Source organism: Segeticoccus rhizosphaerae, from assembly GCF_005222685.1.
GTDB classification, from domain to species: domain Bacteria; phylum Actinomycetota; class Actinomycetes; order Actinomycetales; family Dermatophilaceae; genus Segeticoccus; species Segeticoccus rhizosphaerae.
Window position 1 is genome coordinate 1 of the sequence record NZ_SWMA01000001.1, and the last position, 13,668, is coordinate 13,668.

At 70.9% G+C, this 13,668-nt stretch carries 15 protein-coding genes; 7 read left to right on the plus strand and 8 right to left on the minus strand.

Features of this window, described 5'->3' with window-relative positions; all coding sequences use genetic code 11:
- The coding region (locus FCN22_RS00005) for a PASTA domain-containing protein (protein WP_137119484.1) at positions 1–1,073 on the plus strand (1,073 nt) is incomplete at its 5' end.
- A 12-nt stretch (positions 1,074–1,085) separates the two neighbouring features.
- On the opposite strand, the gene FCN22_RS00010 is transcribed toward FCN22_RS00005, so the two are convergent.
- From FCN22_RS00010 to FCN22_RS00020, 4 genes are all read right to left on the minus strand, one after another.
- The gene (locus FCN22_RS00010) at positions 1,086–1,748 is read right to left on the minus strand and encodes an aminodeoxychorismate/anthranilate synthase component II (RefSeq protein WP_137119485.1); all 663 of its coding nucleotides are present in this window, start codon (positions 1,746–1,748) and stop codon (positions 1,086–1,088) included.
- Positions 1,749–1,752: 4 nt separating this feature from the next.
- Complete coding sequence (locus FCN22_RS21745; RefSeq protein ID WP_202911319.1) at positions 1,753–1,911, minus strand: hypothetical protein; 159 nt, start codon at positions 1,909–1,911, stop codon at positions 1,753–1,755.
- Complete coding sequence (locus FCN22_RS00015; protein ID WP_137119486.1) at positions 1,911–2,663, minus strand: class E sortase; 753 nt, start codon at positions 2,661–2,663, stop codon at positions 1,911–1,913. Before FCN22_RS00015 ends, FCN22_RS21745 begins: the two co-directional genes overlap by 1 nt.
- Before the next feature lie 85 nt (positions 2,664–2,748).
- On the minus strand, positions 2,749–3,492 hold the full coding sequence (locus FCN22_RS00020) for a DUF881 domain-containing protein (RefSeq protein ID WP_137119487.1): 744 nt from the start codon (positions 3,490–3,492) through the stop codon (positions 2,749–2,751).
- Positions 3,493–3,657: 165 nt separating this feature from the next.
- Between FCN22_RS00020 and FCN22_RS00025 the strand changes: the two genes are divergently transcribed.
- On the plus strand, positions 3,658–3,933 hold the full coding sequence (locus FCN22_RS00025; protein ID WP_137119488.1) for a cell division protein CrgA: 276 nt from the start codon (positions 3,658–3,660) through the stop codon (positions 3,931–3,933).
- Positions 3,934–4,211: 278 nt separating this feature from the next.
- Here the strand turns inward: FCN22_RS00025 and FCN22_RS00030 are convergent, their stop codons facing one another.
- Positions 4,212–5,105 carry a rhomboid family intramembrane serine protease gene (locus tag FCN22_RS00030; protein ID WP_137119489.1) on the minus strand — a complete coding sequence of 298 codons (894 nt, stop codon included), beginning with the start codon at positions 5,103–5,105 and terminating at the stop codon, positions 4,212–4,214.
- Between the two features lie 75 nt (positions 5,106–5,180).
- On the minus strand, positions 5,181–5,702 hold the full coding sequence (locus tag FCN22_RS00035; protein WP_137119490.1) for a peptidylprolyl isomerase: 522 nt from the start codon (positions 5,700–5,702) through the stop codon (positions 5,181–5,183).
- 153 nt (positions 5,703–5,855) lie between these two features.
- On the opposite strand from FCN22_RS00035, the gene FCN22_RS00040 reads away from it, so the two are divergent.
- Positions 5,856–6,650 carry a hypothetical protein gene (locus FCN22_RS00040; RefSeq protein WP_137119491.1) on the plus strand — a complete coding sequence of 265 codons (795 nt, stop codon included), beginning with the start codon at positions 5,856–5,858 and terminating at the stop codon, positions 6,648–6,650.
- 158 nt (positions 6,651–6,808) lie between these two features.
- Here FCN22_RS00040 and FCN22_RS00045 read toward each other — a convergent pair whose 3' ends face one another.
- Both FCN22_RS00045 and FCN22_RS00050 read right to left on the minus strand, forming a co-directional pair.
- Complete coding sequence (locus tag FCN22_RS00045; RefSeq protein WP_137119492.1) at positions 6,809–8,482, minus strand: ABC transporter permease; 1,674 nt, start codon at positions 8,480–8,482, stop codon at positions 6,809–6,811.
- Positions 8,483–8,534: 52 nt separating this feature from the next.
- The gene (locus tag FCN22_RS00050; RefSeq protein ID WP_137119493.1) at positions 8,535–9,494 is read right to left on the minus strand and encodes an ABC transporter ATP-binding protein; all 960 of its coding nucleotides are present in this window, start codon (positions 9,492–9,494) and stop codon (positions 8,535–8,537) included.
- 91 nt (positions 9,495–9,585) lie between these two features.
- On the opposite strand from FCN22_RS00050, the gene FCN22_RS00055 reads away from it, so the two are divergent.
- The 4 genes from FCN22_RS00055 to FCN22_RS00070 all read left to right on the plus strand — a co-directional run bounded on the left by FCN22_RS00055 (position 9,586) and on the right by FCN22_RS00070 (position 13,624).
- On the plus strand, positions 9,586–10,095 hold the full coding sequence (locus tag FCN22_RS00055; RefSeq protein ID WP_137119494.1) for a GbsR/MarR family transcriptional regulator: 510 nt from the start codon (positions 9,586–9,588) through the stop codon (positions 10,093–10,095).
- Positions 10,096–10,162: 67 nt separating this feature from the next.
- The gene (locus FCN22_RS00060) at positions 10,163–11,386 is read left to right on the plus strand and encodes an ATP-grasp domain-containing protein (RefSeq protein ID WP_137119495.1); all 1,224 of its coding nucleotides are present in this window, start codon (positions 10,163–10,165) and stop codon (positions 11,384–11,386) included.
- Positions 11,383–12,354, plus strand: a complete 972-nt coding sequence (locus tag FCN22_RS00065) for a type 1 glutamine amidotransferase family protein (RefSeq protein WP_137119496.1) — start codon at positions 11,383–11,385, stop codon at positions 12,352–12,354. The genes FCN22_RS00060 and FCN22_RS00065 overlap by 4 nt, the downstream gene beginning before the upstream one ends.
- 67 nt (positions 12,355–12,421) lie before the next feature.
- Positions 12,422–13,624, plus strand: a complete 1,203-nt coding sequence (locus FCN22_RS00070) for an alpha/beta hydrolase-fold protein (protein WP_137119497.1) — start codon at positions 12,422–12,424, stop codon at positions 13,622–13,624.
- Positions 13,625–13,668: the final 44 nt, after the last annotated feature.

The following is a 13,668-nucleotide window of genomic DNA, read 5'->3' on the forward strand; positions in this document are numbered from 1 at the left end:
GGATGATCGACAGGATCCCGAAAAGGCCCATGCCCAGGCCGATTCCGGCGCCACTGCCGGCAAGGAGGGCGGCGACCTCGGGTGCCGGCGGCGCCGCGGACGCACGGCCCCCGCGCCCTCCGGCGCACCCGGACGACACCGCGGAGATCCCCCTGCACGGCGACGAGCCACGCCACCGGGGCGTCTACGTCGTGCTGGCCCTCGCGGCCCTGGCCGTGCTCGGTGTCATCGCCTACGCCGGGATGACCCTGATGAACAACAACAAGGACGACACACCTCCCCAGGTCTCAGTGCCCTATGTGATCGGCCGGACCGAGGCGCAGGCCAAGTCGGCGCTCACCGGGGCGGAGTTGCATCCGGTGGTGAAGCACAAGGCCAACTCCGCTGCCGAGGGACAGGTGGTGGACCAGAACCCCAAGGTCAACACGATGCTCGACCAGGGCGCCGACGTCACGATCGTCGTGTCGACGGGTCCGGACAGCGTGACCATCCCCGACCTGCGCGGCCAGTCGCAGTCCTATGCCAAGTCGGTCCTCACCGGCTTGGGGCTCAAGACCAAGTCGGAGTTCACCGACGACGACCCCACGATGGCCAAGGGCAAGGTCGTCGAGACCGATCCTGGTCCCGGTGCGGTGCCGGCCAAGTCGACGGTGCTGCTCAAGGTCGCGAGTGGCAAGGTCACGGTGCCGAGCGTCGTCGGCAAGACGGAGGCCGAGGCCCGCAACATCCTGGCGGCATTGCGGTTGAAGGCCAGTGTGAGCTACCAGATCGAGCAGGACATCAACCCGGACGAGGTCATCCGGCAGGACCACGAGGGCAAGAAGGTTGCCGTCGGCACCGAGATCAGCCTGCTCGTGTCCCAGGCGCCGCCGACGACGGCGACCGTGACGGTCACCCCGCCGTCGTCGACCACCACGTCGCCCCCCACCCAGACCAGCTCCACGGCCACCACGACCTCCAGTTCACCGACGTCGAGCACCGCCACGGCCTCCAGGACGACCGGCAAGGGCAACGGCGGCGGGGGCAACGGCGGCGGGCCCCCACCGGTCAAGCCGCACGTCCCGCAGGGCTGACCTGCCTGCGAGTCAGGCTGGGGATGATCCGGTGAGTCGCGCCATACCGGCCGCGTCGTGCACCAGCGGGGTCAGCCCGGCGGAGCGTTCGACCGCGTCCGGGAGGCCACAGGTCACCAGCCAGTTGGCCAGCATGCGGTGCCCGCCGTGGGTCAGCACGCTCTCGGGGTGGAACTGCACGCCGTGCAGCGGCAGTGACTCGTGCCGCACCGCCATGACCACGCCCGACGCCGTGCGGCCGTTGACCAGCAGCGGGCTCGCCAGGGTCGCGGGCTCGATCGTCAGCGAGTGGTAGCGCGTCGCCGTGAAGGGTGACTCCAGCCCGGCGAGCACGCCGGTGCCGTCGTGCTCCACGGTCGAGGTCTTGCCGTGCAGCAGCTCGGGCGCCCGGCCCACGGTCGCGCCGAAGACGACGCCGAGCGCCTGGTGCCCGAGGCAGACCCCCAGCATCGGCTGGGCCCGCTCGGCGCACCCCTCGATCATCGCGATGGACACCCCGGCCTCCTCGGGAGTGCCCGGGCCAGGCGACACCAGGACCCCGTCGAACTCGGCCGCATCGGCCGGCCCGACCGCATCGTTGCGCAGCACCTCGCACTGCGCACCGAGCTGCTGCAGGTAGCCGACGATGGTGAACACGAAGCTGTCGTAGTTGTCGACGACGAGAACCCTGGTCACCTGCTCACTGTCCCACCGTGTTGCCGTTGAACGGCATCAGGGGCGCCACGGCGGGGAAGACCCAGACGAAGCAGATCGCCACCACCACGGCTGCCAGCAGGACCATGGCGAGCAGCTTGACCGGCCACGGACCGGGCACCAGGCGCCACAACGCGGCATACATCAGCCCTTCACCTCCAGCAGCGACTTGGGCAGGCCCTTGCCGCGGGGCACCTTCTCGGCGAGCTTGGCAAAGCTGATGTAGCGATAGGCGGCGCTGTACTTGGGGTGGCAGGAGGTCATGGTCAGCCATCGCGCGCTCGGCTGCTCACCGGTGTGCTGCGGCACCGGCGCGATCACGTCGGTCTGCCACGGCCGGACGATGGTGTGGCGTCGCACCCGGTAGACGAAGTAGTCCTGCTTGGTCTCGATGATCACCACGTCTCCCCGCTGCAGCTTGTCGATGTCGTGGAAGGGACGCCCGTAGGTCGTCCGGTGGCCCGCGATCGCGAAGTTGCCGACCTGGCCGGGCATCGCCGTCCCGACGTAGTGGCCGACCCCCTGCTGCAGGATGTCGGTGCCGGTGCCCTGCAGGATCGGCCGGGCGTAGTCGGACCCGTAGCGGGGGACGCGGATGATGGCGAAGGCCTTGCCCTTCGGGACACCCGAGAATGTGACCAGCGGGTCCTTCCGGGCCGTCGGGGCCGGGGCGGAGGTCGACGGTGCCGACCCGGTCGCACCCGACGCGACCACGGGCCGGTCGGGCAGCCCGGACCGGTCGAACTGCTGCTCGAGGGAGGTGACGGTCCGCGCCTGCTCCCGGCCGGCCGTGACGTCGGTCCACCACAGCTGCCACACGACGAAGAGCAGCACCAGCACACCGGCCGTGATCAGCAGCTCGCCGAGGACACCGGCAGCCCGCCGCACCTGCGTCATGTCGGGGTCCCCGCGAAGTATCGGAGCGCAGGACAGCGGAGAACTTCGTGGGGTGGCAGGGCAGCGGAGAACTTCGTGGGGTGACTCATCGAGCCGCCTGCGCGTGGCCCAGCTCGAGCGAGCCCTCGTAGGCCGGGAAGGTCAGGTGGGACTGGTCGACCTGGTAGCCAAGGCCCAGCAGGTCGACATACTCGCGGTAGATCGACACGCTCTGGCTGGTGTCGAGGGCCTGCTGCATGCCCTGCACGTCACCGATCGCCTTGATCGTGAAGGGCGGCGAGTAGACCCGGCCCTGCAGGATCAGGGTGTTGCCGACGCAGCGCACCGCACTGGTGGCGATGACGCGCTGGTCCATCAGCATCATCGCCTCGGCACCACCGGACCACAGCGCGTTCACGACCCCCTGCACGTCCTGCTGGTGCACCACGATGTCGTCGGCTGTGTAGCCCTCCGGCAGCGACGCCGCGTCACGGTGGGCGTCGTCGAGCGTCACCGAGATGCCGGGGCCGGTGACCGCCTCGGTGCCCACCGTCGGGGCGAGGTCGTCGATCTGGTTCTGCAGCTTCTTGACGCTGCGGTTGCCCGGAGCGGCCTCGGCGGTCAGCGCATCGACCTGGTCGCGTAGCTGCTGCACGGCCTTGGCCTGCGCCTCGACCCGCTGCGTCTGTCCGCGGATCACGTCGGCGAGGTCGGCCGGCCCCGGTCGCAGGTCGGTGCCCTGGGAGACGCTGGCGCTGGTGCCGAAGAGCACCCCGGCGACGACCCAGACGACCGGGAGCAGGGCGCGCCACGGCCCGATCCGGCCCCTGCCGCCTCGCCCCGTCGCCATACCCACTCCGCCGTCCCTCCTGCCGCACTCCTCGGCGGCAGGATCGCTCCGCTCCATCTTCGCCGCTGTCGTCGCTGCGGCCGCGTCGGCGACCGGGTGGTGCCGCCCTCCCGCACGCGGACCCCTTACGCTAGGGACAACTCTACGTCGAGCAAGGAGCACCCGGTGCCCGAGTCCAAGCGCCGGCCGAAGGCCGAGCAGTCCAGCAAACGCCGGGCCCAGGCCGAGTCGGCTGCCGCCCGCAAGGCCAAGGCCCTCGGGCCCAACCCGCCGTGGTTCCTCCCGGTCATGGTCGGCCTCATGGTCATCGGGCTGGTCTGGATCGTCGTCTTCTACATCACCCAGGGATCCTTCCCCATCGGCAGCCTGAACAACTGGAACCTGCTGATCGGCTTCGCCCTGCTGATGGCCGGCTTCTTCATGACCACCCGCTGGCGCTGACCGGGCTCTTCCGGTCCGCTTCAGCCCGTATGCCGTCCGCTCCCGGCACGGCGTCCGCTCACCGACACCCGGTGAATCCGCAACCCACGCTGGCACAGGCCGGCGAGGTGACCGCGACACGCCGTCACAGCCCCTCGCGCGCACGGGTAGTGCCAGCGCGAGTTGCGAAACCGGCAACCGTCGGTGCCCACCAGACCCGTGAAACGGAGTTGTCCACAGGTTTGTCCCCAGGCTGGGGACAAACCACAACGGTGTAACTCGCGGTCAGCGGCCGCAGGTCAGTGCACGACCACGAAGGGCAGCTGCACGGTCGCGTAGCGCACCATCGCCAGCACGACCACCAGCGCGAGGACCCCGGTGAGCCCGGCCCACTGCCAGACCCGGCGGCCCGGGGAGGCCGCCGCCGTGACCACGAGAGCGCACAGGGCGCCGGTGACCGCGCCGCCGAGGTGCGCCTGCCACGCGACGCTCGGGATGGTGAAGCCGATCACCGCGTTGATCACCAGCAGCACCAGGATGCCGCCGGTCGCCCGTCCCAGGTGCCGGTTGAGGATGAACAGCACCAGGAAGAGCCCGAAGATGGCCCCCGAGGCGCCGACGGTCGGGGTGAACCACCCGGTGCGGGCGTAGTCGGCGATGCTGTTCGGGGTCGAGGCGAGCAGCTCGTAGCCGACCGAGCCGCCGACGGTGCTGATCAGGTAGATGGCGACGTAGCGCGTGCGCCCGAGCAGCGGCTCGAGGTACTGCCCGATGATCCACAGGGCGTACATGTTGAAGCCGATGTGCCAGAAGTCCTGCACCGACGGCGCGTGCACGAACGCCGCCGTGAGGAACCGCCACGGCTCGGTGTCGCCGAGCACCGGGACAAACTGCATCTCGGCCGTGACGCGCGGCCAGACCAGCTGGCCGATCCACACCGCGACGCAGATCCCGATGATCACCTTGGTGACGATCGGGTCGCCGTCGGTGACCCGGCCGCCGAACTGCGTGCGCGCCATACGAGTGCCGCGCTGGCCCTCCCGGACACAGTCGACGCACTGGATGCCGACTGCGGCCGGTCGCTGGCACTCGGGACACGTCGGCCGGCCGCACCGCTGGCAGGAGACGTAGGACACGCGGTCGGGATGCCGAGGGCAGGTCGGGGCCTGCTGGGGCGCCGCGGGGTTGGTCATGCGGTTAGTCTCCGGCATCCGGGTGGGTGGGTGATCCGGCGGTGAGCGGTGGCCCGCCGGATGCGGAGGGCTGGCTCAGCCCTGGTCGACGGTGATGCTGTTGATGACGACCGGCTCCACCGGCCGGTCCTGCGCGCCGGTCGCGACGGCGGCGATCTTGTCGACCACCTCGCGGCTCGGGCCGTCGGCGACCTCGCCGAAGATGGTGTGCTTGCCCTGCAACCAGGTGGTGGCGCCCACGGTGATGAAGAACTGCGACCCGTTGGTCCCCCGGCCCCTCTGCTTGCCGGCGTTGGCCATGGCGAGCATGTAGGGCGACGTGAAGTCCTTGTCGGGGCTGATCTCGTCATCGAAGGCGTAGCCCGGTCCGCCGGTGCCGATGCCCTTGGGGCAGCCGCCCTGGATCATGAAGCCGGGGATGATCCGGTGGAAGGTCAACCCGTCGTAGAACGGCGTCGGGTTGGTGCGGCCGGCGTCGTCGCGGTAGTCCTTCTCGCCGGTGGCGAGACCGACGAAGTTCTCGACGGTCTTGGGAGCGGCCTGGGGGAACAGCTCGACGTTGATGTCGCCGTGGTTCGTGTGAAGGGTGGCATTCATGGCGCCATCCTTTCACGGGCCGCGGTGCCGCCCCTGCATCGGGCACGGGACCGGTCCGCGCCGACGGCGGGGCACGGGGGACCAGGTGGTCGTGGGTGGCTGAGACAGTGCAAGATGGGTAAGGACCGACGAGATCATCAATCAGGAGGACTCGTGTTCCGTCAGAAGAGCAAGACCGAGAAGGCGCAGGAGCAGGCTGCCGCCAGCGCGAGCTCCGTGACGTCGGCGCTGCGTGATCGGGTCGTCCCGGCCGCGGAGTCGGCCCGTTCGTGGGGGCAGCCCCGGGCCAAGGCCGCATACAAATGGAGCAAGCCCCGGGCCGAAGCCGCGCGCGACTGGACCAAGCCGCACGCCGAGGCCGCCCTCGAGTGGAGCAAGCCTCGTGCCGAGCACGCGAAGGCGTGGGCCAAGCCCCGGGTGGAGAAGGGCCTCGAACGGAGCTTCGAGTCGGCCGGACCCAAGATCGAGTCCGCGGTGGACCAGCTCGGACCGAAGATCGACGCTGCTCGTGACCGGATCGTCGAGGACCTGCTGCCCAAGATCCAGGAAGCGGTCGCCACCGCGAGCAGGGAGGCCGCCGCCCAGAGCCAGTCGGCCGTCGAAGCGGTGAGCGAGGCTGCCGGCAGGCCCAGCAAGCGCAAGAAGCGCCGCAAGCAGGGTGGCTTCTTGATCTTCCTCGGTCTGTTGGCAGCGGGAGCCGCTGCCGCCGCTGCCTTCATGAAGAAGAAGGAGCCGAAGGAGGACCCGTGGGCGACGCCGCTCTCGGAGCCGACCACGCCGTCGCCCGGTGACAGCCCGAGCGACGCGGGGATCCGTCCGGTCGACCCCAACCTGACCGGCGCGTCCACGACGACCACCGGCACCGCGGGGACCGCTGCCGACGCTCCCGCCGACACCGCCTCCGACGCGACCCCCGGCGAGGGAGACTCTCCCGAGTCGCGCGCCTGACCGCTCGCAGCACTACGAAGGGGCGGTACCCGTCACGGGTGCCGCCCCTTCGCACTCCCCCAGCCGCAGCGCACCCACCACGCCCCCACCGCGTGAGGAATCATCGTGAGGTTCCGCGCCCTCCTGGGGGCCGAAACCTCGCGATGATTCCTCGCGGGTCAGGCGAGGTCGCGGCGGCGGTAGCCGGCGATCCCGGCAGCGGTGAGCGCGACCGCGATCACCGTCAGCACCACCACCGGGATCCAGGCCATCTCACCGCCGGGCAGCGACGGGATGTGCGTGAACGGCGAGAGCTGCTGCGCCGACTCCGGCAGGCCCAGGACGGCGCCGAACTCGCCCAGCAACATCGAGGCCACCAGGGCCACCCAGGCGCCCAGGACCAACCGCGGCGCCAGGCCGTGGAGCGCCACGGCGACGCCGACCAGCAGCCATACCGCGGGCAGCCGCACGAGGGCCGCGCCGAGCAGACTCGCCACCCCGCCGCCGACGTCGCCGCTGCCGGCTCCGTGCGTGAGGCCCGCCCCGACGCCCATGCCGACGAGCAACACCGCGCTGCCGAGGAAGGCGATCACCAGGTGGCTCGCCGCGTATGCCGTGCGCGTCACCGACGTGGCGAGCACCGGTTCGGCGCGCAGCGCCGTCTCCTCCGAGCGCAACCGCAACGTCGCCGAGATGCCGTAGGCAGCGGCCAGCAGGCCGGCCACCCCCACCTCGGTGCCGAGGAAGGCGTCGGTGAGCCCGTCCACCCCACCCATCGTGGTGATCATGTCGCGGGCGGCGTCGCTCTCGAGCATCCCGCCGACGCTCGAGGCCATCCCCCCGAGGATCAGCCCGAGCAGCACGAACCCGGTCAGCCAGCCGGCGAAGCCACCCCGCTGCAGCCGCCAGGCGAGCACCAGCGGACTGCGCAGTCGGGGAGCGGCCCGGGCGGGTCCCGGGCGCGGCCGGACCAGCCCGCCGCCGAGGTCGCGCCGACCCACGAGGGCGTGGGCGCCCCCGGCGACCAGTGCAGTGAAGGCGAGCGGCACGACCGCAACCCACCAGCGCTCGTCGCCGAAGGGCCGCAGCTGCTGGCCCCAGCCCAGCGGCGACAGCCAGGACAGCCCACCGCGCCACGAGCCCTCCGGCGCGCTGTCACCCAGCGCGCGCAGGACGAACGCGACGGCCAGCGCCGACATCGCGAGACCGGTGGCCGTGCGGGTGCTCTCGGTGACCTGGGCGAGCAGCGCGGCCACGGCCGCGAACGACATACCGACCAGCGCCCACAACAGCCCGAAGGCGAACGAACCGGCGACGTCGAGCCCACCAGCCACGAGGCCGAGGGCGGTCAGCAGCCCCAGCACGACGCTGGCGCCCACGGCGACCACCAGCGCGGCGGCGAGCGGTGCGGCCCGGCCGAGCACGCCGGCGCGCATCAGCTCGATCCGGCCGGCCTCCTCCTCGGCGCGGGTGTGTCGGACCACGGTGAGGATCATCAGCACCGCGACCAGGACGGCGCCGAGGACCGTCAGCTTGATGGTGGCCAGGCCACCGACGCTAGAGGGATCGAGGACCTTGCCGTAGAGGGCCACGATGGCCGGCGTCGCGTTGGACGTCGTCGCGGCCGAGACACGCGACGCCACCGACGGGTAGAGCCCGACCGTCGCCGATGCCGAGCCGTAGGCGCTCGCCACGAAGATCAGGATCCAGGCCGGCAGCATGATCCGGTCGCGGCGGAGCACCAGCCGCAGCATGGTGCCGGTGCCCGACAGTGCGGAGCCCCGCCCCCGGGCACCGGTCCGTGAACGGGCCTCCTGGCGAGAGGCCCGGCGCCGCGCCGTCACCGTGCTCATGTCGGGGTCCCCGCGAAGTATCGGAGCGGAGCGGAGAACTTCGTGGGGTGACTCATGTCGGGGTCTGTGCCGAAGCAGCCGTCAGGTCGGTGGCGTAGTGCCGCAGGAAGAGCTCCTCCAGGGTCGGCGGCGAGCTAGTCAACGTCTCCACCCCGACGGCAGTGAGCCGGCGCAGCAGGTCGTCCAGCCACGTGGTGTCGACGTCGCAGACCAGACGGGAGCCGTCGACGACCAGGTCGTGCACGCCCGGGACGCTCGCGAGGTCATCGGGGACGGGTCCGCGCAGAGTCGTCTCCACCCGGGTCCGGGTGAGGTGCCGCAGCTCGGCCAGGGTGCCGGCCTCGACCACGTGACCGTCCTTGATGATGCTCACCCGATCGCACAGCGCCTCGACCTCGGAGAGGATGTGGCTCGAGAGCAGCACCGTCCGGCCGCGGGCGCGCTCGGCCTGGATGCAGTCCTCGAACACCTTCTCCATCAGCGGATCCAGCCCCGAGGTCGGTTCGTCGAGGATGAGCAGCTCGACATCGGACGCGAGGGCTGCCACGAGCGCCACCTTCTGCCGGTTGCCCTTGGAGTAGGTGCGGCCCTTCTTGGTCGGGTCGAGCTCGAAACGTTCGAGCAGGTCGGCCCGGCGGGTCTCGTCCAGCCCGCCGCGCAGCCGCCCTAGCAGGTCGATGACCTCGCCGCCGGACAGGTTCGGCCAGAGGTTGACGTCGCCGGGGACGTAGGCGAGCCGACGGTGCAGGGCGGCGGCCTCACGCCACGGATCCCCGTCGAGCAGCCGGACGGTGCCGGAGTCGGTACGCAGCAGGCCGAGCAGGACCCGGATGGTGGTGGACTTGCCGGCGCCGTTGGGGCCGAGGAAGCCGTGGACCTCGCCCGTCGCGACCTCGAGGTCGAGGTCGTCGAGGGCTCGGGTGGCCCCGAACGTCTTGGAGAGGCCCGAGACCTCGATGGCGGCCGTGCCCGTCGCCGGGGCGACGGCCGCGCTGGCTGTTGCGGTCCTCATGGACAGGACGCTACTCTAATTTCAGGAAGTTGTGAACTTTGAAAAACTACCGAAGTTTGCGACAGTCGTGAAGGCACGAGAGGATGCCGTCGTGACCCGACGAGACCAGCACGAGGCCCGGGCAGCGGTCATCGAGCGTGTCAGCGGGGAGCTGGTCGCGGCCGGGATGCAGCGGATGGCGGCCCGCGCCTTCGTCGCGGTGCTCACCAGCGACGACGCCCGGATGACGGCCGCGGAGGTCGGCGAGGTGCTCCAGGCCAGCCCCGCCGCGGTCTCGGGGGCAATGCGCTATCTCGAGCAGGTGGACATGATCCGGCGGTCCCGCGAGCCCGGGTCGCGGCGCGATGTCTTCTCGCTCGGCGACGACGTCTGGTACGAAGCGCTGGGGCACAAGGACGGCGTCATCGACGGTTGGCAACGCGCCATGGCCGAGGGCGCCTCGACCCTCGGGCTGGACACCGCGGCGGGGCGCCGGCTCGACGAGACGCGTGAGTTCTTCGCGTTCGTGGGCAAGGAGATGCCGATCCTGCTCGAACGTTGGCGGGCCCACCGGGCCACGCTGCCGGGCCATGGTGACAACGCGGGCGGCGACAGCACCTGACGGCTGGGCCCGACTCCATGCGGCGTTCGTGCAGGCCCCGGAGCGCAGGCATCAGTAGGCTCGGCCCGTGAACATCATCTTCGTCGAACCGCACTTCCCGAGCAACCAGCGCGAGTTCGTGCGAGCGCTCGCTGCCGTCGGCGCCAACGTCATCGGCATCGGCGAGACGCCGGGCGACTACCTCGACGACGAGCTGCGCGGGTGGATGTCGCGCTACCACCAGATCGGCTCGGTCACCGACGTCGCCGCGCTCACCGACGCGGTGCGCTGGATCCAGGACCAGGTCTGGGTGGATGCCCTCGAGGCGACGATCGAGGCGCACACCATGGCCGCCGCGCAGGCGAGGGAGGCGACCGGCATACCGGGCACGTCGGTGCACACCACCTGGCTGTGCCGCGACAAGCCGTCGATGAAGCAGGCGCTGCGCGAGGCGGGGGTGCCGACCGCCGCCTCGACCGGCGCCGACTCGGCCGACGAGGTCAAGGACTTCGCCGCGCGGGTGGGTTACCCCCTCATCCTGAAGCCGCGGGCCGGCGCCGGCGCCGCAGGAACCACTCGCGTGGACAACGACACCGACCTCGATGCGGCGCTCGCGAGGTATGGCGCGGAGGGCACCGGATCGATCGCGGTCGAGGAGTTCATCGAGGGCCACGAGGGCTTCTACGACACCATCGCCGTCGGCGGCCACGTCGAGATGGACTTCGCCTGCCACTACTACCCGGGCGTCCTCGAGGCGATGCGCACCCGCTGGATCTCACCGATGTTCGTCAGCACCAACCGGATCGACGAGGCCGAGGGTTACGGCGCCGTGCGTGAGATGGGCGCGCGAGTGATCGAGGCGCTCGGGATCGGCACGTCGGCCACGCACATGGAGTGGTTCGCGAGCCCCAAGGGGCTGCGGTTCTCCGAGATCGGCGCCCGGCCCCCCGGTGTGGGTTGCTGGGACCTCTACTCCGCGGGCAACGACATCGACATCTACCGCTCCTGGGCGAACGCCATCGTGCACGGGCACACCGGTGACGCGCCCTCGCGGCGCTACTCCAGCGGCATCATCGCGCTGCGCCCCGACCGGGACGGCCAGATCGGCGGCTACTTCGGGCTCGACGAGATCCAGGGCCGCTACGGCCAGTGGGTCATCGACTCGCACCTCCCGGACCCGGGCACGCCGACCCAGCCGGTCGAGGCGGGATACATGGCCAACGCGTGGGTGCGCATGCGCCACCCCGACTACGACGTGCTTCGCGGGATGCTCGACGACGTGGGCAAGACCGTGCACGTCTACGCCAGATGACCGAGCACGACCAGCCCGGCACACCCGGTGAGACCCTGCGCGGATCGGTCACCCTGCTCGGGCCGCAGCGCCGCCCGCGGTTGTCAGCCGTGGTGGACCAGCTCGGCCTCGAGGGACCCTTCGCGACGATCAACGCCGGCTGGCAGGAGCGCGAGTCCGACGACGACGAGCTCGACCGTCAGCTCGGGGGACGCAGCCGCAACCTGACCCTGTGGACTCGGTGGCAGGACGTGCTCGAACGCGACCCGGAGTATGCCGCGGCCGCACGTCAGCACCGCGACGTCCTGCAGGAGACCCAGGACCTCTACCTGCTGGGACTCGACCACGCCCTGCAGGCCGTGCTGGATCTCGACCGGCAGCCGATCCGATCGGAGCAGGTGCGCGAGGCGGCCGTCGCCGAGGCGGAGTGGGTGCTGCGCAAGATCGACGAACGACACCTCGACAAGGTGCGGGCGATCCATGCCGACTTCTACGCCCGCCACCCGCCGCACGAACGCGCTGCGATCGTCGAGCACCGCGCCGCCGTCGCCGGGATGCTCGCGGACGCGGGAGCCCTCGTCCTCACCGGTGGCCACGTGGGAGTGCTGCTCGAGGTGCTGCACCTGTTCAACGTCGGAGCCGAGGTCGATGAGCTGCCGGTGCTGGCTTGGTCTGCCGGTGCCATGGCCCTCACCGACCGGGTGGTCCTCTTCCACGACCGGGTGGCACACGGCCCGACCTCCGCCGAGGTCTACGACGCCGGCATCGGGCTGGTGCCCGGGATCGTGCCGCTGCCACACGCTCGCCGCCGACTGCACACCGAGGACGCCGCCCGGATGGCCATCCTGGCCAGGCGGTTCGCCCCCTCCACGTGTCTCCTGCTCGACGACGGTGCCCGCGTCGACCTCGGTCCGGACGGTGAGCTGCCCGCCGACGCGACGGTCTTCGACCGCCAGGGATCGATCGTGGCGAAGGGAGATCTAGTATGAGCGGCGACGACCAGCGGCGAGGATGGAGCGAAGTGGCCCCAGCCGCCGAGGAGCGCGAGGTTCGGACATGAGCATCACCGTGCCCAACCCGGCCGACCGCACCCCCCGGGTGCCGGTGCGCGACAAGCTGGCGATCAACCGTTTGCGGCACCGTCCTTCCCTCGACGAAGCCGCCGTCGACCGGTTCCTCGCCGAGCACCAGGTGCCCGTCATCGAGGGCCCGCACTGCACCTTCCTCTACCGTGACCAGGCTGGGGACACCGACGAGGTGCACGTGCGGCACCGCATCGTCGGGCAGCCGCAACGGGTGCCGATGCGGCGGATCGAGGGCACCAGCCTCTGGTACGTCGGGATCGAGCTACCCGAGGGGTCGCGCGTCGAGTACCAGCTCGAGGTCCGACGGGGCGAGGCGGTCGAGCAGATCAACGACCCGCTCAACCCCAACGTGGCCCACAGCCCGGTGGGCTCGAGCTCGGTCTGCCAGGCCCATGGTTACGTCACCCCGGAGTGGACCCGGCACGACCCGGACGCCCGCGAGGGCGAGCTGATCGACTTCACGATCCCGAGCAAGGCGCTGCGGCGGCAGGTGACGTGCGCGGCATACCTGCCGGCCCGCTACCGGCACACGGCTCGCTATCCCGTGCTGATCGTCCACGACGGCCACGACTACCTGAACTTCGCGTCGATGAAGACGGTGCTGGACAACCTGATCCACCGACTCGACCTCGCCGAGACCGTGGTCGTCTTCTCCGACCCGGGCGATCGGCTGCGGGAGTATGCGAACTCGGCCGCGCACGCCCGGCACCTCGCGACCGAGCTGCTGCCCCACCTGGAGGCCGAGCTGCCCCTGATCGGGACCCCCCCGGGCCGGGCGCTGATGGGCTCGAGCTTCGGTGCGGTGGCGTCGCTGACGACCGCCTACCGATACCCGGAGACCTTCGGATCGCTTCTGCTGCAGTCCGGTTCGTTCGTCTTCACCGACATCGGCACCGACCACGGCGGCGGTCCGGCGTTCGACCCGGTGGTGAAGTTCATGAACCGCTACCGCGCCCGGCCGCGCCGCGTCGCCGACCGGATCTTCATGTCCTGTGGCATCTACGAACCGCTGATCACGCCCAACCGCTCCATGGTCCCCGTCTTCGAGCAGGCCGGGATGACGGTGCGCTACGTCGAGGCCCGCGACGGCCACAGCTGGGAGGACTGGCGCGACCGGCTGCGGGACGGGTTGTCGTGGGTCTACCCGGGACCGCAGAAGTTCGTCTACGAGTAGCCCGCGGCGCGGTGGGGCCCGCCCCGCACGGATCTGGTGTATGA

What these genes read in the sequence shown, in the direction of transcription:
- FCN22_RS21745 (WP_202911319.1), bottom strand. Translation starts at nt 1,911, where the DNA reads ATGTATGCCGCGTTGTGGCGCCTGGTGCCCGGTCCGTGGCCGGTCAAG.
- FCN22_RS00015 (WP_137119486.1), bottom strand. Translation starts at nt 2,663, where the DNA reads ATGACGCAGGTGCGGCGGGCTGCCGGTGTCCTCGGCGAGCTGCTGATC.
- FCN22_RS00020 (WP_137119487.1), bottom strand. Translation starts at nt 3,492, where the DNA reads ATGGCGACGGGGCGAGGCGGCAGGGGCCGGATCGGGCCGTGGCGCGCC.
- FCN22_RS00030 (WP_137119489.1), bottom strand. Translation starts at nt 5,105, where the DNA reads ATGACCAACCCCGCGGCGCCCCAGCAGGCCCCGACCTGCCCTCGGCAT.
- FCN22_RS00035 (WP_137119490.1), bottom strand. Translation starts at nt 5,702, where the DNA reads ATGAATGCCACCCTTCACACGAACCACGGCGACATCAACGTCGAGCTG.
- FCN22_RS00045 (WP_137119492.1), bottom strand. Translation starts at nt 8,482, where the DNA reads ATGAGCACGGTGACGGCGCGGCGCCGGGCCTCTCGCCAGGAGGCCCGT.
- FCN22_RS00050 (WP_137119493.1), bottom strand. Translation starts at nt 9,494, where the DNA reads ATGAGGACCGCAACAGCCAGCGCGGCCGTCGCCCCGGCGACGGGCACG.
- FCN22_RS00065 (WP_137119496.1), top strand. Translation starts at nt 11,383, where the DNA reads ATGACCGAGCACGACCAGCCCGGCACACCCGGTGAGACCCTGCGCGGA.
- FCN22_RS00070 (WP_137119497.1), top strand. Translation starts at nt 12,422, where the DNA reads ATGAGCATCACCGTGCCCAACCCGGCCGACCGCACCCCCCGGGTGCCG.